The sequence below is a fragment of the Vibrio sp. 1CM8B genome (assembly GCF_023161685.1).
GTDB classification, from domain to species: Bacteria; Pseudomonadota; Gammaproteobacteria; order Enterobacterales; family Vibrionaceae; genus Vibrio; species Vibrio coralliirubri.
In genome coordinates this window covers 128,600-145,933 of the sequence record NZ_JALNTU010000012.1, presented here as the reverse complement: position 1 = coordinate 145,933, position 17,334 = coordinate 128,600, and the positions used below count along the sequence as shown (strand labels likewise).

The following is a 17,334-nucleotide window of genomic DNA, read 5'->3' as shown; positions in this document are numbered from 1 at the left end:
ATCAACCCACACACTAAGTTTGAGTCTGAAGTATACGTACTTTCTAAAGACGAAGGCGGCCGTCACACTCCTTTCTTTAAAGGTTACCGTCCACAGTTCTACTTCCGTACAACTGACGTAACAGGCGATATCACTCTACCTGAAGGCGTAGAAATGGTAATGCCAGGTGACAACGTTCAAATGACTGTTGAGCTAATCGCTCCAATCGCAATGGACGAAGGTCTACGTTTCGCAATCCGCGAAGGTGGCCGTACAGTTGGTGCTGGTGTTGTAGCTAAAATCTTTGCATAAGATTTGACGAACCACTAGTAAAAAGGGCATCATTTGATGCCCTTTTTCTGCGCTAAAAAAAGAGTTGGATGTTTTGACATCGATTTTTGCTCTTAGCAAAGAATTAAACGGTCTTTTTGACTAAAATGACTGTTAGATGTGTTGTTTTGCAACGCAAAGGAATGTGCCCTGCAACAGCGGGGTTATTGTCGTCTATATTTAAGACTTATCACAGGTTGGTTTTATGAAAGCAAACGCTGAAACTCCTGATAGCTCAGGTGCAGCAGATACAATGAAGTGGATTGTCGCTTTTGTTCTGTTGGCTGCTGCTGTTGTGGGTAATTACCTGTATGGTGAATTGTCTGTTGTAATTCGCGCTGCAGGTGTAGTTGTGCTGATTGCTGCCGCACTAGGCGTTGCAGCAACAACAACTAAAGGTAAAGCTGCGATCGATTTTGCAAAAGAATCTCGTATGGAGATTCGTAAAGTTGTTTGGCCTACTCGCCAAGAAACTATGCAAACTACATTGATCGTTTTAGCTGTATGTATTGTTATGTCTCTAGTGCTTTGGGGAATTGACGGCATTATGGTCCGTCTAGTTTCTCTAGCAACTGGGGTGTAGAGGGTTCTGATTCATGAGTGAAGCTCCAAAAAAACGTTGGTATGTAGTTCAAGCCTTTTCTGGCTTTGAAGGTCGTGTTGCACAGTCGCTACGCGAGCATATTAAAATGCACAACATGGAAGAACTATTTGGCGATGTGCTAGTACCTACTGAAGAAGTAGTGGAAATGCGTGCAGGCCAACGCCGTAAAAGTGAACGTAAATTCTTCCCTGGCTACGTATTAGTTCAAATGATCATGAATGATGAATCATGGCACTTAGTACGCAGCATTCCGCGTGTTATGGGCTTCATTGGTGGTACCTCTGATCGTCCTGCACCAATCACTGATAAAGAAGCTGATGCTATCTTGAACCGTCTAGAGAAAGCGAGCGAGTCTCCACGTCCTAAGACAATGTTCGAAGCGGGTGAAGTGGTTCGTGTGAACGATGGTCCATTTGCTGACTTCAACGGTACTGTTGAAGAAGTAGATTACGAGAAAAGCCGCATTAAGGTATCTGTATCGATCTTTGGTCGTGCAACACCGGTTGAGCTTGAATTTGGTCAGGTTGAAAAACTGGACTAAAACTCTAAGTTTTGAACAAGCTGTGGATAAATACTTCATAAGTTGTTCAAAATAAAAGAGTATAAAAAATCACCTTTTTAGGGTTGTTAAAGGCGCGAATTATGATTATAATTTCGCGCCTTTTTACTTCTGTGGAAGTAAAAAAGAGTTAATTGAATTTATGGGGAGCTCGCCTTGCGGCTAGCGCATGTACCCAAAATATTAGGAAATATCATGGCTAAGAAAGTTGAAGCTTATATCAAACTGCAAGTTGCAGCTGGTATGGCAAACCCAAGTCCACCGGTTGGTCCTGCTCTAGGTCAACACGGCGTGAACATCATGGAATTCTGTAAAGCGTTCAACGCAAAAACAGAATCTGTTGAGAAAGGTCTACCTACTCCAGTAGTTATTACTGTTTACAACGACCGTTCTTTCACGTTCGTAACTAAGACTCCACCTGCTGCTGTTCTTCTTAAGAAAGCTGCTGGCGTTAAGTCTGGTTCAGGTCGTCCAAACACTGAGAAAGTTGGTACTGTTACTGACGCTCAAGTTCAGGAAATCGCAGAAACTAAAGCTGCTGATATGACTGGTGCTGACATCGAAGCAATGAAACGTTCTATTGCTGGTACTGCTCGTTCAATGGGCCTAGTGGTAGAGGGATAAGATCATGGCTAAACTTACTAAGCGTATGCGCGTAATCCGCGACAAAGTTGACTCAACTAAAGAATACGAAATCAGCGAAGCTGTTGCTCTTCTTAAAGAACTAGCGACTGCTAAATTCGTTGAGTCTGTAGATGTTGCTGTTAACCTAGGCATCGATGCTCGTAAATCTGACCAAAACGTTCGTGGCGCAACAGTGCTACCTCACGGTACTGGCCGTGACATCCGCGTTGCTGTTTTCACTCAAGGTGCAAACGCAGAAGCTGCTAAAGCTGCTGGCGCAGATATCGTTGGTATGGAAGATCTTGCTGAGCAAGTGAAAAAAGGCGAAATGAACTTCGACGTAGTTGTTGCTTCTCCAGATGCAATGCGTGTTGTTGGTCAACTAGGTACAATCCTAGGTCCACGCGGCCTTATGCCAAACCCTAAAGTTGGTACTGTAACTCCTAACGTTGCTGAAGCGGTTAAGAACGCTAAAGCTGGTCAGGTTCGTTACCGTAACGACAAGAACGGCATCATCCACACTACTATCGGTAAAGCATCTTTCGAAGCTAGCCAGCTTCAAGAGAACCTAGAAGCTCTTCTAGTTGCTCTTAAGAAAGCTAAGCCTTCTTCAGCTAAGGGTTCTTACCTGAAGAAAGTAAGCATCTCTACTACGATGGGTGCTGGTGTTGCTGTTGATCAAGCTAGTCTTGACACTCAAGCAAACTAATTTGCTTAGGCGCAGATTTAGTGTATACTTCTGCGCCTAATATTTGTGGTTGGGTGGTTTTAAAGCAATTTGAAATCATCTATCCCAAGACCGTAGGCGCTGTCGATTTTCATTAGATTATTGATAGCTTAATAAAACCTACGTAGGCGATGTTGTGGTTTAAAATGAATTTATTCATTTTTAAATAACATCGTAAACGCTCATTACATTTTGTATTGAGTGCTGTAATCACAACCAGAGGTTAATCCAAATGGCTTTAAATCTTCAAGACAAAAAAGCAATTGTTGCTGAAGTCAACGAAGCTGCCAGTGGTGCACTTTCTGCAGTTGTAGCTGATTCTCGTGGCGTTGAAGTTGGCGCAATGACTTCTCTACGTAAACAAGCTCGCGAAGCGGGTGTTTACATGAAAGTTGTTCGTAACACACTAGCACGCCGTGCGGTTCAGGGTACAGACTACGAGTGTCTAGTAGACACTTTCACTGGTCCAACTCTGATCGCATTCTCTAATGAGCACCCAGGTGCTGCAGCGCGTCTTTTCAAAGACTTCGCTAAAGAGAATAAAGATTTCGAGATCAAAGCTGCTGCATTTGAAGGCGCAGTTACTGATGCTGAAGTACTAGCGACACTACCAACTTACGACGAAGCTATCGCACGCCTAATGATGTGCATGAAAGAAGCTTCTGCTGGCAAGCTGGTTCGTACTATCGCTGCTGTTCGCGACCAAAAAGAAGAAGCTGCGGCATAAGCCTTGCTTTTCACTGGTTGCTATTTAAACTTATTGTTGACTTAAAAGAGAATTGTTATGTCTATTACTAACGAGCAAATCCTAGACGCAGTTGCAGAAATGTCTGTAATGCAAGTTGTTGAGCTTATCGAAGCTATGGAAGAGAAATTCGGCGTTACTGCAGCTGCTGCTGTTGTAGCTGGCGGCGCAGCTGGCGGCGACGCTGCTGCTGAGCAAACTGAATTCGACGTTATCCTAACTGCTGCTGGCGCTAACAAAGTACAAGTTATCAAAGCTGTACGTGGCGCAACTGGCCTAGGTCTTAAAGAAGCTAAAGGTCTTGTAGACTCAGCTCCTGCAGCGCTTAAAGAAGGCGTTGACAAAGCTGAAGCTGAAGCTCTTAAAGCACAGCTAGAAGAAGCTGGCGCTTCTGTTGAAATCAAGTAATTATTACTTAATTTCTTAGCCGCAAGGCTAATGGCTGGTGGTTTATTAACCACCGGCCTTTTTGCGCTGTAGGGCTATGACGAATTTTCCGCTGTTTAACCGTCATAATCCGAGCAAAAAAACAGTCATTTTTTCGAAATGATTGTTCACTACAGTAAACAGCTGTTTGTCACCGCCCCCTCTTGAAGAGTGTTTTGGGTGGTTTGGGTCACTTATCAGCGAGCTGAGGAACCCCATGGTTTACTCTTATACCGAGAAAAAGCGCATCCGTAAGGATTTTGGTACTCGTCCACAAGTTTTGGACATTCCATACCTGTTATCGATCCAGCTTGATTCTTTCGACAAATTCATCGAACAGGATCCAGAAGGTCAATACGGTCTTGAAGCTGCTTTCCGTTCTGTATTTCCAATTCAGAGCTACAACGGCAATTCTGAGCTGCAATACGTTAGCTACCGTCTTGGTGAGCCAGTTTTTGACGTTAAAGAATGTCAAATCCGCGGTGTTACTTACTCAAAGCCACTACGCGTAAAACTACGTCTAGTTATCTTTGATCGAGATGCACCAGCAGGTACTGTAAAAGACATTAAAGAACAAGAAGTCTACATGGGCGAAATTCCGCTTATGACAGACAATGGTACTTTCGTAATTAATGGTACCGAGAGGGTTATCGTATCCCAGCTGCACCGAAGCCCAGGCGTGTTCTTCGACAGTGATAAGGGTAAGACCCACTCATCAGGTAAAGTTCTTTATAACGCACGTGTAATTCCTTACCGTGGCTCATGGTTAGACTTTGAGTTCGATCCTAAGGATAACTTATTCGTACGAATCGACCGTCGTCGTAAGCTACCAGCATCGATTATTCTTCGTGCACTTGGTAAATCGACTGAAGAGATCCTAGATCTGTTCTTCGACAAAGTGAACTTCGAAGTTAAAGACCAAACTCTTCTTATGGAGTTGGTTCCTGATCGTCTACGTGGTGAAACTGCGTCATTCGACATCGAAGCAAACGGCAAAACTTACGTTGAGACTGGTCGTCGTGTTACTGCTCGTCATATCCGTCAACTTGAAAAAGATGGCGTTGAGCACATCGAAGTACCAGTAGAGTACATCGTTGGTAAAGTTGCATCTAAAGATTACATCAATGAAGCAACTGGCGAGATCATCGTTGGCGCGAACCAAGAGATTAGCCTAGAAGCACTTGCTAACCTGTCTCAAGCAGGTCACAAGGCTCTACAAACTCTGTTCACGAATGACCTAGATCACGGTCCATTCATGTCAGACACTCTACGTGCAGATAGCACAGTAGATCGCATCTCTGCATTGGTAGAAATCTACCGCATGATGCGTCCTGGCGAGCCACCAACGAAAGAAGCTGCAGAGTCTCTATTCGAAAGCCTATTCTTCTCTGAAGAACGTTACGACCTATCAACTGTAGGCCGTATGAAGTTCAACAGCTCTATCGAGCGTGAAGAAGAAGAAGAGCGCGGTACTCTGGATGAATCAGACATCATCGAAGTGATGAAGAAACTGATTGGTATCCGTAACGGTATTGGTGAAGTGGACGATATCGACCACCTTGGCAACCGTCGTATCCGTTCTGTAGGTGAAATGGCAGAAAACCAATTCCGTGTTGGTCTAGTTCGTGTAGAACGCGCCGTTAAAGAGCGCCTAAGCCTTGGTGACCTTGATGCAATCATGCCTCAAGATCTTATCAACGCTAAGCCGATCTCTGCTGCAGTTAAAGAATTTTTTGGCTCTTCACAGCTTTCACAGTTCATGGACCAAAACAACCCATTGTCAGAAGTTACGCACAAACGTCGTATCTCTGCTTTAGGTCCTGGTGGTCTTACTCGTGAGCGCGCAGGCTTCGAAGTACGTGACGTTCACGTAACTCACTACGGTCGTCTATGTCCGATCGAAACGCCTGAAGGTCCAAACATCGGTCTAATTAACTCGCTATCTGCGTTTGCACGTTGTAACGATTACGGTTTCCTAGAAACTCCTTACCGTCGTGTAGTAGATGGTGTAGTAACAGAAGAAGTTGATTACCTGTCTGCAATCCAGGAAGGTCAATTCGTAATCGCGCAAGCAAACACCATTCTTACTGAAGAAGGTACGTTTGCAGATGAGCTAATCACAGCTCGTCAAAAAGGTGAATCTGGTCTTCACCCACGCGATCACGTTGACTACATGGACGTTGCGACAAACCAAGTAGTATCTATCGCTGCTTCGCTTATCCCGTTCCTAGAACACGATGATGCGAACCGTGCATTGATGGGTGCCAACATGCAACGTCAAGCTGTACCAACACTTAAGGCTGATAAGCCTCTAGTCGGTACTGGTATCGAACGTAACATCGCAGTTGACTCTGGTGTTACAGCGGTTGCTAAACGTGGTGGTCAAGTTCAGTCTGTAGACGCTTCTCGTATCGTAGTTAAGGTTAACGAAGATGAATTGGTACCTGGCGAAGCTGGTATCGATATTTACAACCTAACTAAGTACACGCGTTCGAACCAAAACACATGTATTAACCAACGTCCAACTGTACTTCCTGGTGAACCAGTTGCACGCGGCGATGTTCTTGCTGATGGTCCTTCAACAGACCTTGGTGAACTAGCTCTTGGCCAAAACATGCGTATCGCATTCATGCCTTGGAACGGTTACAACTTCGAAGACTCGATCTTAGTATCTGAGCGCGTAGTTCAAGAAGACCGTTTCACGACAATCCACATTCAAGAACTATCTTGTGTGGCTCGTGATACTAAGCTGGGTTCTGAAGAGATCACAGCTGATATTCCAAACGTAGGTGAGTCTGCTCTGTCTAAACTAGACGAGTCAGGTATCGTTTACATTGGTGCTGAAGTTAAGGGTGGCGACATCCTAGTTGGTAAAGTAACCCCTAAAGGTGAAACTCAACTGACTCCTGAAGAGAAGCTACTACGTGCTATCTTCGGTGAGAAAGCATCTGATGTTAAAGATACTTCTCTACGTGTACCAAACTCTGTTTCGGGTACTATCATCGATGTACAAGTCTTCACTCGCGATGGCGTAGAGAAAGACAAGCGTGCACTTGAAATCGAACAGATGCAGCTTAAAGAAGCTAAGAAAGACCTAACTGAAGAGTTCCAAATTCTTGAGGGTGGCCTTCTTAACCGTGTTAAAGCTGTACTTCTGTCTGGTGGTTACTCTGAAGCTAAGCTTGATACTATCGGTCGTAAGCAATGGCTAGAGCAAGTTCTAGAAGACGATGCGCTACAAACACAGCTTGAGCAACTTGCTGAGCAGTGGGATGAGCTAAAAGCAGACTTCGATAAGAAGTTTGAAACTAAGCGTCGTAAAATCACTCAAGGTGATGATCTAGCGCCTGGCGTTCTTAAGATTGTTAAAGTTTACCTAGCGGTTAAACGTCGTATCCAGCCTGGTGATAAGATGGCCGGTCGTCACGGTAACAAAGGTGTAATCTCTAAGATTAACCCTGTTGAAGACATGCCATACGATGAGAAAGGTCAGCCTGTAGACATCGTACTTAACCCGCTGGGTGTACCATCGCGTATGAACATCGGTCAGATCCTAGAAGTTCACTTAGGTTTGGCTGCGAAAGGTATCGGTGACAAGATCAACCAAATGGTTAAGGAACAACAAGAACTGCATAAGTTCCGTGAGTTCCTACAGAAGGTTTACGATCTTGGTGATACTCGTCAGAAAGTTGATATTGCTGAACTGTCTGATGATCAAGTTCGTACACTGATCAAGAACCTACGTGGCGGTCTACCGATTGCTACTCCTGTGTTCGACGGTGCTTCTGAGTCTCTAATCAAAGAACTACTTAAACTGGGTGATCTGCCAGAATCTGGTCAGCTTAAACTGTTTGATGGTCGTACTGGTGATTCGTTTGAGCGTCCTGTAACTGTTGGTTACATGTACATGCTGAAACTGAACCACTTGGTTGATGACAAGATGCATGCTCGTTCAACTGGTTCTTACAGCCTAGTAACTCAGCAACCACTTGGTGGTAAAGCTCAGTTCGGTGGTCAGCGTTTCGGTGAGATGGAAGTATGGGCACTAGAAGCATACGGTGCTGCATATACTCTACAAGAAATGCTAACCGTTAAGTCCGATGACGTTAACGGCCGTACTAAGATGTATAAGAACATCGTAGACGGTAACCATAGCATGGAACCTGGTATGCCTGAGTCGTTCAACGTACTGTTGAAAGAGATTCGCTCGCTAGGTATCAACATCGAGCTAGAAGACGAAGAGTAATCCCTCCTCTTTTTAAAAGAAGATAGGATTATTTGGTAAAAGGGAGCTTGCTACAGCAGTGAGCTCCTTTAACTCCTTACAGGAGCTGAATGTGAAAGACTTATTAAACTTTCTAAAAGCACAGCATAAGACCGAAGAATTTGATGCAATCAAAATCGGTCTATCTTCACCAGACATGATCCGTTCATGGTCTTTTGGTGAAGTTAAAAAGCCGGAAACAATTAACTATCGTACGTTCAAACCTGAACGTGATGGTCTGTTCTGTGCACGTATTTTTGGTCCAGTTAAAGACTACGAATGTCTTTGTGGCAAATACAAGCGCCTGAAGCACCGTGGTGTTATCTGTGAGAAGTGTGGCGTTGAAGTTACACAAACTAAAGTTCGTCGTGACCGCATGGGCCACATCGAGCTAGCTTCACCAGTTGCTCACATCTGGTTCCTAAAATCACTGCCGTCTCGTATCGGTCTACTAATGGATATCCCTCTACGTGATATCGAACGTGTTCTTTACTTCGAGATGTACGTAGTAACTGAACCAGGTATGACTGATCTAGAAAAATCTCAGATGCTTACTGAAGAAGAGTATCTGGATCGTCTAGAAGAGTGGGGTGACGAATTCACTGCTAAGATGGGTGCTGAAGCGATCAAAGATCTGCTTGCAACAATGGACCTTCATCAAGAAGTGGAAGAAATGCGCGAAGAGTTAGAAACTACTAACTCAGAAACTAAGCGTAAAAAAGTTACTAAGCGCCTGAAGCTAGTTGAAGCGTTCATTGCATCGGGTAACGATCCGCAATGGATGATTCTGACTGTACTTCCGGTTCTGCCGCCAGATCTACGACCTCTAGTACCACTAGATGGCGGTCGTTTTGCGACTTCAGATCTGAACGACCTTTACCGTCGTGTGATCAACCGTAACAACCGTTTGAAGCGTCTTCTAGAGCTAGCTGCTCCGGACATCATCGTACGTAACGAAAAGCGTATGCTGCAAGAGTCTGTTGATGCACTTCTAGATAACGGTCGTCGTGGTCGTGCTATCACTGGTTCTAACAAGCGTCCTCTGAAATCTCTTGCTGATATGATCAAGGGTAAACAAGGTCGTTTCCGTCAGAACCTTCTAGGTAAACGTGTAGACTACTCTGGCCGTTCTGTAATCACAGTAGGTCCATACCTTCGTCTACATCAGTGTGGTCTTCCTAAGAAGATGGCACTTGAGCTATTTAAGCCGTTCATCTACAGCAAGCTAGAAACTCGTGGCATGGCTACGACAATCAAAGCTGCTAAGAAGATGGTAGAGCGCGAAGAAGCTATCGTTTGGGATATCCTAGACGAAGTAATCCGCGAACACCCAGTACTACTTAACCGTGCACCTACACTTCACCGTCTAGGTATCCAAGCGTTTGAACCAGTACTAATCGAAGGTAAAGCGATTCAGCTTCACCCACTAGTGTGTGCGGCATACAACGCCGACTTCGATGGTGACCAAATGGCGGTACACGTGCCTCTAACTCTAGAAGCACAGCTTGAAGCACGTACACTGATGATGTCGACGAATAACATTCTGTCGCCAGCGTCAGGTGATCCGATCATCGTACCTTCTCAGGACGTTGTATTGGGTCTTTACTACATGACACGTGACAAGATCAACGTGAAAGGTGAAGGTATGTACCTTGCTGGCCCTGCTGAGGCTGAAAAGGCATACCGTACTAAGACTGCTGAGCTACACGCTCGCGTTAAAGTACGTATCACCGAGACTGTAGTAGACGAAGATGGTAACAGCACTACTGAAACGAAGATGGTTGATACAACTGTCGGCCGTGCAATGCTATGGCAAATCGTTCCAGCTGGCCTACCGTACAGCATCGTTAACCAAAAGTTAGGTAAGAAGCAGATCTCTACTCTTCTTAACGAGTGTTACCGTAAGCTTGGTCTAAAAGATACAGTAGTATTTGCTGACCAAATCATGTACGCAGGTTTTGCATACGCTGCACTTTCTGGTGTTTCTGTAGGTATCGACGATATGGTTGTACCTCAAGCGAAATACGATGAAATTGAATCTGCTGAAGAAGAAGTTCGCGAAATCCAAGAGCAATTCCAATCTGGTCTTGTTACTGCGGGTGAGCGTTACAACAAAGTTATCGATATCTGGGCATCTACGAATGACCGCGTTGCGAAAGCAATGATGGATAACCTATCTTCTGAAACAGTTATCAACCGTGACGGCGAAGAAGAACAGCAAGAATCGTTTAACAGCATCTACATGATGGCCGACTCGGGCGCACGTGGTTCTGCAGCTCAGATTCGTCAGCTAGCAGGTATGCGTGGTCTGATGGCGCGTCCAGATGGTTCAATCATCGAAACGCCGATCACCGCGAACTTTAAAGAAGGTCTAAACGTCCTTCAGTACTTTATCTCAACGCACGGTGCTCGTAAGGGTCTTGCGGATACAGCACTGAAAACAGCAAACTCGGGTTACCTAACTCGTCGTCTAGTAGACGTTGCTCAAGACGTTGTAGTACACGAACATGACTGTGGCACGCATGAAGGTATCGACATGATGCCTCACATCGAAGGTGGTGACGTTAAAGTTGCACTTTCTGAGCTTGCTCTAGGTCGTGTAGTAGCTGAAGACGTTCTTAAGCCTGGTACTGAAGATGTACTGATTCCACGTAATACTCTGATTGATGAGAAGTGGTGTCAAATCATGGAAGACAACTCAGTAGATAGCATGAAAGTGCGCTCTGTTGTTACCTGTGATGCAGACTTCGGTTGTTGTGCACAGTGTTACGGTCGTGACCTAGCACGTGGTCACCTAGTGAACCAAGGTGAAGCAGTTGGTGTTATCGCTGCACAATCTATCGGTGAACCGGGTACACAGCTAACGATGCGTACGTTCCACATCGGTGGTGCGGCATCTACTGCAGCAGCAGAGAACAGCATCCAAGCTAAGACAACTGGTACTGTGAAACTTCACAATGCTAAGTTCGTAGTTAACAAAGATAAGAAACTGGTTATCACTTCTCGTGCATCTGAGATGACGATTATTGATGAATTCGGCCGTACTAAAGAGAAGCACAAACTTCCTTACGGTTCGATGCTAACCAAAGGCGACAACGCAGCAGTTACTGCTGGTGAAGTTGTAGCTAACTGGGAAGCGCATACCATGCCAATCATCACTGAAGTGGCAGGTCGTATCCAATTCGTAGATATGATCGATGGTATTACAGTTTCTCGTCAAACTGACGATCTAACGGGTCTTTCTTCAAGTGAAGTTACAGACGCAGCAGCTCGCCCAGCAGCAGGTAAAGATATGCGTCCAGCTATCAAACTTGTTGATGAGCAAGGTAACGACGTAATGATCCCTGGTACTGATATGCCAGCTCACTACTTCCTACCTGGCAAAGCGATTGTAAACATCGAAGATGGCGCTGAAGTTGGCATCGGTGACACACTATCTCGTATCCCTCAAAAATCGAGCGGAAACAAAGATATCACCGGTGGTCTACCACGCGTAGCTGACCTATTCGAAGCTCGTAAGCCTAAAGAGCCTGCGATCCTTGCTGAGCACACAGGTACTGTGTCTTTCGGTAAAGAAACGAAAGGTAAGCGTCGTCTAGTAATCACTCGTGAAGGCGGTGACGCTTACGAAGAGATGATTCCTAAGCATCGTCAATTGAACGTGTTCGAAGGTGAGAAGATTGAACGTGGTGATGTAATCGCCGACGGTCCTGAAACTCCACACGATATCCTGCGTCTACGTGGTATCCACGCAGTAACTCAGTACATCGCGAACGAAGTTCAAGAAGTTTACCGCTTACAAGGCGTAAAGATTAACGATAAGCACATCGAGACTATCGTTCGTCAAATGCTACGTAAGTGTACAATCACTCATTCTGGTGACTCTCCGTTCCTACCTGGCGAACAAGTTGAGTACCACAATGTTAAGATTGCTAACCGTAAGCTAGAAGCTGAAGGTAAAGAACTAGTACGTTTCGAACGTGATCTACTAGGTATTACTAAAGCATCTCTTGCAACTGAGTCATTCATCTCAGCTGCATCGTTCCAAGAAACGACTCGCGTACTAACAGAAGCTGCGGTTTCTGGTAAGCGTGATGACCTTCGCGGTCTGAAAGAGAACGTAATTGTTGGTCGTCTGATCCCAGCTGGTACTGGTTTCGCATACCACCAAGAGCGTCAAAAACAACGTGAAGAAGAGCAAGAAGGTCCTTCAGCTGAACAAGCTACTGACAATCTAGCAGCACTTCTAAACGCTGGTTTCTCTTCAGAAGAGTAAGCTCTACGAGTAGTCTCTAAGAGATAAGAAAAAGGCACCTTCGGGTGCCTTTTTTGTATCTGGCGTATTGGTATTTAGCTATGAACTTATAAAGTGATAGGTGTGCTTATCTAGCTGGTGGAGTTGGATTTATGTCCTGAAGAGTGCTCTTTGAGGCCAGTAAGATAAAGGGTAGAGATGATTAGGCTGATTAGGGCTGTAACCATATGCTTATGGCTAAAGGTCAGGGCGAGCGAGTAAGCTCTGTCTGAAAGGTTCTGGGTAGTTTGGATAAGCTTACAGACAAAACAAAAAGCTTGCACAGAGGCAAGCTTATTAAGGATTCGGCTAACTAAGCGCCTGGTGGAATCGCTAAACTGTCTGCAATAAGCTGGATAAGATTATCTTCTACTTCAAAACGTACTTCGAGTAGTTCACCTACTTTTGACATATCTCCTTCGAAGTTAGGCAACTCATCGTCTGCATTTACTTTAACGTACTTATCATTGAACTCTAGAAGCGGCTCGGTTGTAAGTACGATCTTCGCGTAAGTTGTATCAATCTCGTCATTGGTTTTAAAGCCTGTTGCTTGCCATTTTTTCATGACCATATCGTAGATCTTAAAATGACCCTCTGAGATATAATCGACAACATGATCGCAGAATGAGCTTATTTCTTTGGGAGAAGGGAGTTCAACAACGTTTGATTGCCCGTTGCTAGCTGGCTGCAAGGCACCTAGCTTACAATACTCAACGATTAGAGACTGTCGAGTTTCGAGCCAATGATCGATGACCTCATTAGAGCCACCCCATTGTTCTTGTATTTGTTTGAATTTATTTAGCATGACCATGTCCTCATGATCTGATCACAACCTTGTGATCAAGTAATTGCCTAAGCAGGGTCCGTTTTATTGGTAGCTACTAAAAGTAATAGCTTGAAATATTCTCTGCTACAACTCTAGTATGAAATTAGATTGCCAGTAAAATGAACGAACTGCAAGCAATGAGGCATAGGGATGTTAAAAAAAAGTGATAACAAAATGACAGAGCAAGCTTATTGGTGCGTCGTTTCTGGTAGTGATATTTGGGTTAATAATGATCAGTTTCCGTTTGGCTCTGCTGAAGAGCTAGGGCTGAGTGTGGAGCATGCAATCTGTATTGGTCAGCATCAAGGTCGCAAGGTGTATTGGCTCAACGATTGTGATGTGGAGAATGAGCTGAGCATGGTTAGCCTAAGAGAGTTACTGCACTGGCCTGAAGTGAGTTTCTTGACTGCAAGCAAAGCCATCCAATATGGGCATATGACTCAAAGTATGCGTTTTTGCCCTCAGTGTGGTGGTCGAAATCATCTCAATCATAACCAGGTGGCGATGCAGTGTGGAGATTGCCGCACACTTCATTACCCTCGTATATTCCCGTGCATCATTGTCGCTGTACGAAACGACAACAAGATATTGCTTGCGCAGCACCCAAGACATAAAACAGGCATGTATACCGTGATAGCGGGCTTCCTAGAGGTCGGAGAAACCTTAGAGCAGTGTGTGGCAAGAGAAGTCAAAGAAGAAACGGGTATCGATGTCGATAATATTCGTTATTTTGGCAGCCAGCCATGGGCGTTTCCATCGAGTATGATGATGGGCTTTCTCGCAGATTATGCTGGTGGTACGCTTAAGCCTGACTACAGCGAGCTATCGGATGCTCAATGGTTTGACGTAACAAGCCTACCTGATGTTGCTCCTGTTGGAACCATTGCGAGACAGTTGATTGAGAAAACAGTTGATGACGTGATGAAAGATGGTGTGACGGAGCCGATGCTAGAGCACTAATCTGCCTGTGATAGTATTTGGCCTATGGGTGGTCAAAAGCTAAAAAAAACCCTCCACAAGTGGAGGGGGTAAGTAAGATGTCGTTATGAGATGCTGAGTAGTGACTACTCAGATGTTATAATTGTAATTTTCGCTAGCGAACAAATTTTTAACATGCTCCCGTAATTGGGTGCAAATTAAGCATTGATTTAAAAGTTAATAACTTGATCTAGGTTGCAAAGCACACAGCTTTTACCCTTCAATCAGTGTTAGAATACTTGCCATCAAAACTAGACAAGATTGAATTGGAATTTAACGGAATGACCGAATTAAAAAACGATCGCTATTTACGCGCACTTTTAAAACAGCCTGTTGATTACACACCGGTATGGATGATGCGCCAAGCTGGCCGCTATCTTCCTGAGTACAAAGCAACGCGCGCTGAAGCGGGCGATTTCATGTCTTTGTGCAAAAACGCGGAACTGGCATCAGAAGTAACACTTCAACCTTTACGTCGTTTCCCGCTTGATGCGGCAATCTTGTTCTCAGACATCCTAACTATCCCTGATGCAATGGGCTTAGGTTTGTACTTTGAAACAGGTGAAGGTCCTAAGTTTGAGCGTCCTATCACGTGTAAAGCTGACGTAGAGAAGATTGGCCTACCTGATCCAGAAGGTGAGCTTCAATACGTAATGAATGCCGTTCGTCAGATCCGTAAAGACCTGAAAGGCGAAGTGCCACTGATTGGTTTCTCTGGTAGCCCATGGACTCTAGCGACATACATGGTTGAAGGTGGAAGCTCTAAAGCATTCACTAAGATCAAGAAGATGATGTACGCAGAACCACAAACGCTGCACCTGCTTCTAGACAAGCTGGCTGACAGTGTTATCGAATACCTGAACGCGCAAATTAAAGCGGGTGCTCAATCGGTAATGGTATTTGATACATGGGGTGGTGTACTGACCCCTCGTGACTACAACCTATTCTCACTGCAATACATGCACAAAATCGTTGATGGCCTAATCCGTGAAAACGAAGGTCGTCGAGTACCGGTTACTCTGTTCACTAAGAACGGCGGCATGTGGCTTGAGTCTATCGCAGCAACAGGTTGTGATGCGGTTGGTCTAGACTGGACAATCAACATCGCAGATGCAAAAGCTCGCATCGGCGACAAAGTTGCTCTGCAAGGTAACATGGATCCTTCAATGCTTTACGCTCAGCCTGAACGTATTCGCGAAGAAGTGGGTAGCATCCTTGAAGGCTTCGGCGACGGTGGTACAGGTCATGTATTTAACCTAGGCCACGGTATCCACTTAGATGTACCGCCAGAGAACGCTGGTGTATTCGTTGACGCTGTTCACGAATTATCTAAGCCTTACCACAAGTAATTCTGAGTAAGATGATTGAAAGCGCTGTTGGGAAACCAACGGCGCTTTTTTATTGCCTGAAATTGGCATTTGATGGAGGTTTAATCTTGTTGTGTGCAGTTAATTAGGTATTTGGATCATGGTAGGCCAAATGCTCAGAGATGTGTTTCCTGATATAAGGAATGACTTCATTTTCAAACCAAGGGTTCTTCTTGAGCCAGATATTATTGCGTGGCGAAGGGTGGGGTAATGGCAAAAACTCAGGCGCCCACCTTTGCCAATCACGCACGGTTTCGGTCAATGTGCTGGTGGTTTTGTTTGTTAGGTAATGGTTTTGTGCGTACTGGCCAATCAGCAGTGTCATTTGAATATTGGGTAAAGATTGCAGCACTTTGTTGTGCCAAAGCCCCGCGCACTCTTTGCGTGGTGGGAGATCGCCACTTTTCCCTTTCCCCGGATAACAAAACCCCATAGGCACAATCGCGACTTTTTGCTCGTCGTAAAAAGTGTCGCTATCTATCCCTAACCATTCTCTTAATCGTTCGCCACTGGCGTCATTCCAAGGGATCGACGACTCATGCACCTTAATCCCCGGCGCTTGGCCTATGATCAGTAAGCGCGCGTTTGGGTGTGCTTGAATCACGGGGTTAGCACCGTGTGATAGGTGAGGCTCACAAGCTCGGCATTGTCGAATCTCTTTAAGTAACGAAGAGGACATCAGTAACCTTTATCAAAATCGATGACATGATTAAGTGTAAAGCCATCTCGCCACTGTTTGTAATTCTCTGCGAAGATCTCGACTACTTGTCTTGGCTCACTGAGTGCTGCGATGTGTGGAGTGATGGTGACTTGCGGTAGTTTCCAAAAAGGGTGTTCCTGAGAGAGGGGTTCACTTTCAAACACATCTAAAAATGCGTGTTCTACCCATCTGTTTTTTATGGCGAGCAACAAGGCTTTATTGTCGATGCTTTCCCCTCGACCGACATTAAACAGCAGTACATTCGAGCAGTAACCTAACGTGGTTTGGTTCAACAGCTGATAGGTTTCAGCGGTTGATGGCAAGGTGTTGACCACAATATCGGCCTGCTTAAGGGCAGCCTCTATCTCATTGATGTGGAAAGTCTCTTTAAAGGTTTCTTGTTTGGATGGGATGCCGGTACGGTTGACACCTATGGTATGAATACCAAAAGCCGCCGCGGTTTTTGCCAAATGACTGCCGATTGAACCTGTTCCTAAAATCACCATAGTTTTGTCAGTTAGGCTAGTATAAAGCTGTGGCTGCCAGTTTCGTTGTTGTTGATGCTGGTGGTAATGAGGGAAGTGTCTACAGTGACTGATTGTGTAACCCAATACGTATTCTGCGATAGCCGGGCCAAAGATGCCTTTGACGTTGGTTAGCGTATAGTCCTGACGCAGATCTGGCTGAGTGAGTTTATTGATTCCGGCATAGGTACTCTGTACCCAGTCTAGCTCTTTAAACTCGCCGAGGCGTTCTGCGATTAGAGGTGGTGACGCCAAGACAATCTGTGCTGATTCGGGGTTTTGAGTGATTTCTAGGTCGGGTAAATCCTGGTTTAGAATCAGTTGCGTATAGGTATCGTCATGCTCAGTAAGAATATAGAGCTTATTCGTAAAATTGTTCATCGGCTT

At 45.0% G+C, this 17,334-nt stretch carries 13 protein-coding genes and 1 pseudogene; 11 read left to right on the top strand and 3 right to left on the bottom strand.

Going from position 1 to position 17,334, the window contains the following annotated elements; genetic code table 11:
- From tuf to rpoC, 9 genes and pseudogenes are all read left to right on the top strand, one after another.
- Positions 1–291: pseudogene (gene tuf, locus MSG36_RS19450) on the top strand (elongation factor Tu); the annotation flags it as partial.
- Positions 292–514: 223 nt separating this feature from the next.
- Positions 515–892 carry a preprotein translocase subunit SecE gene (gene secE, locus MSG36_RS19445; protein ID WP_010435558.1) on the top strand — a complete coding sequence of 126 codons (378 nt, stop codon included), beginning with the start codon at positions 515–517 and terminating at the stop codon, positions 890–892.
- A 13-nt stretch (positions 893–905) separates the two neighbouring features.
- A complete protein-coding gene (gene nusG, locus MSG36_RS19440; RefSeq protein WP_010435556.1) occupies positions 906–1,454 on the top strand; it encodes a transcription termination/antitermination protein NusG in 549 nt (182 codons plus the stop codon).
- Positions 1,455–1,667: 213 nt separating this feature from the next.
- On the top strand, positions 1,668–2,096 hold the full coding sequence (rplK, locus tag MSG36_RS19435; RefSeq protein WP_010435555.1) for a 50S ribosomal protein L11: 429 nt from the start codon (positions 1,668–1,670) through the stop codon (positions 2,094–2,096).
- A gap of 4 nt (positions 2,097–2,100) precedes the next feature.
- Entirely contained in the window at positions 2,101–2,805 is a 705-nt protein-coding gene (rplA, locus tag MSG36_RS19430; protein WP_017060523.1) for a 50S ribosomal protein L1, read from the top strand.
- A 250-nt stretch (positions 2,806–3,055) separates the two neighbouring features.
- Positions 3,056–3,550 (top strand): 50S ribosomal protein L10, encoded by a 495-nt coding sequence (gene rplJ, locus MSG36_RS19425; RefSeq protein WP_010435550.1) that lies wholly within the window; start codon positions 3,056–3,058, stop codon positions 3,548–3,550.
- Between the two features lie 57 nt (positions 3,551–3,607).
- Positions 3,608–3,976 (top strand): 50S ribosomal protein L7/L12, encoded by a 369-nt coding sequence (gene rplL / locus MSG36_RS19420; protein WP_017631516.1) that lies wholly within the window; start codon positions 3,608–3,610, stop codon positions 3,974–3,976.
- A gap of 235 nt (positions 3,977–4,211) precedes the next feature.
- The gene (rpoB, locus tag MSG36_RS19415; RefSeq protein ID WP_017060526.1) at positions 4,212–8,240 is read left to right on the top strand and encodes a DNA-directed RNA polymerase subunit beta; all 4,029 of its coding nucleotides are present in this window, start codon (positions 4,212–4,214) and stop codon (positions 8,238–8,240) included.
- Positions 8,241–8,331: 91 nt separating this feature from the next.
- The gene (gene rpoC, locus MSG36_RS19410; RefSeq protein WP_017060527.1) at positions 8,332–12,534 is read left to right on the top strand and encodes a DNA-directed RNA polymerase subunit beta'; all 4,203 of its coding nucleotides are present in this window, start codon (positions 8,332–8,334) and stop codon (positions 12,532–12,534) included.
- A gap of 331 nt (positions 12,535–12,865) precedes the next feature.
- Here the strand turns inward: rpoC and MSG36_RS19405 are convergent, their stop codons facing one another.
- Positions 12,866–13,363 (bottom strand): Rsd/AlgQ family anti-sigma factor, encoded by a 498-nt coding sequence (locus MSG36_RS19405; protein ID WP_017096512.1) that lies wholly within the window; start codon positions 13,361–13,363, stop codon positions 12,866–12,868.
- A 165-nt stretch (positions 13,364–13,528) separates the two neighbouring features.
- Here MSG36_RS19405 and nudC point away from each other — a divergent pair, with 165 nt between their 5' ends.
- Both nudC and hemE read left to right on the top strand, forming a co-directional pair.
- Positions 13,529–14,338, top strand: coding sequence for an NAD(+) diphosphatase (nudC, locus tag MSG36_RS19400; protein ID WP_122082771.1), 810 nt, complete (start codon positions 13,529–13,531; stop codon positions 14,336–14,338).
- Between the two features lie 299 nt (positions 14,339–14,637).
- Positions 14,638–15,705: a uroporphyrinogen decarboxylase gene (gene hemE / locus MSG36_RS19395; protein WP_017060530.1), complete on the top strand. Its 1,068-nt coding sequence runs from the start codon at positions 14,638–14,640 to the stop codon at positions 15,703–15,705.
- A 103-nt stretch (positions 15,706–15,808) separates the two neighbouring features.
- Here hemE and MSG36_RS19390 read toward each other — a convergent pair whose 3' ends face one another.
- Together MSG36_RS19390 and MSG36_RS19385 are read right to left on the bottom strand one after the other, a co-directional pair.
- A complete protein-coding gene (locus MSG36_RS19390) occupies positions 15,809–16,402 on the bottom strand; it encodes a uracil-DNA glycosylase family protein (RefSeq protein ID WP_248369335.1) in 594 nt (197 codons plus the stop codon).
- Positions 16,402–17,328 (bottom strand): D-2-hydroxyacid dehydrogenase, encoded by a 927-nt coding sequence (locus MSG36_RS19385; protein ID WP_050647076.1) that lies wholly within the window; start codon positions 17,326–17,328, stop codon positions 16,402–16,404. The genes MSG36_RS19390 and MSG36_RS19385 overlap by 1 nt, the downstream gene beginning before the upstream one ends.
- Positions 17,329–17,334 lie beyond the last annotated feature (6 nt).

Bases quoted from the DNA above. Each gene is read 5' to 3' on its own strand.
- secE (WP_010435558.1), top strand. From the start codon at position 515: ATGAAAGCAAACGCTGAAACTCCTGATAGCTCAGGTGCAGCAGATACA.
- nusG (WP_010435556.1), top strand. From the start codon at position 906: ATGAGTGAAGCTCCAAAAAAACGTTGGTATGTAGTTCAAGCCTTTTCT.
- rplK (WP_010435555.1), top strand. From the start codon at position 1,668: ATGGCTAAGAAAGTTGAAGCTTATATCAAACTGCAAGTTGCAGCTGGT.
- rplA (WP_017060523.1), top strand. From the start codon at position 2,101: ATGGCTAAACTTACTAAGCGTATGCGCGTAATCCGCGACAAAGTTGAC.
- rplJ (WP_010435550.1), top strand. From the start codon at position 3,056: ATGGCTTTAAATCTTCAAGACAAAAAAGCAATTGTTGCTGAAGTCAAC.
- rplL (WP_017631516.1), top strand. From the start codon at position 3,608: ATGTCTATTACTAACGAGCAAATCCTAGACGCAGTTGCAGAAATGTCT.
- rpoB (WP_017060526.1), top strand. From the start codon at position 4,212: ATGGTTTACTCTTATACCGAGAAAAAGCGCATCCGTAAGGATTTTGGT.
- MSG36_RS19405 (WP_017096512.1), bottom strand. From the start codon at position 13,363: ATGGTCATGCTAAATAAATTCAAACAAATACAAGAACAATGGGGTGGC.
- nudC (WP_122082771.1), top strand. From the start codon at position 13,529: ATGTTAAAAAAAAGTGATAACAAAATGACAGAGCAAGCTTATTGGTGC.
- hemE (WP_017060530.1), top strand. From the start codon at position 14,638: ATGACCGAATTAAAAAACGATCGCTATTTACGCGCACTTTTAAAACAG.
- MSG36_RS19390 (WP_248369335.1), bottom strand. From the start codon at position 16,402: ATGTCCTCTTCGTTACTTAAAGAGATTCGACAATGCCGAGCTTGTGAG.
- MSG36_RS19385 (WP_050647076.1), bottom strand. From the start codon at position 17,328: ATGAACAATTTTACGAATAAGCTCTATATTCTTACTGAGCATGACGAT.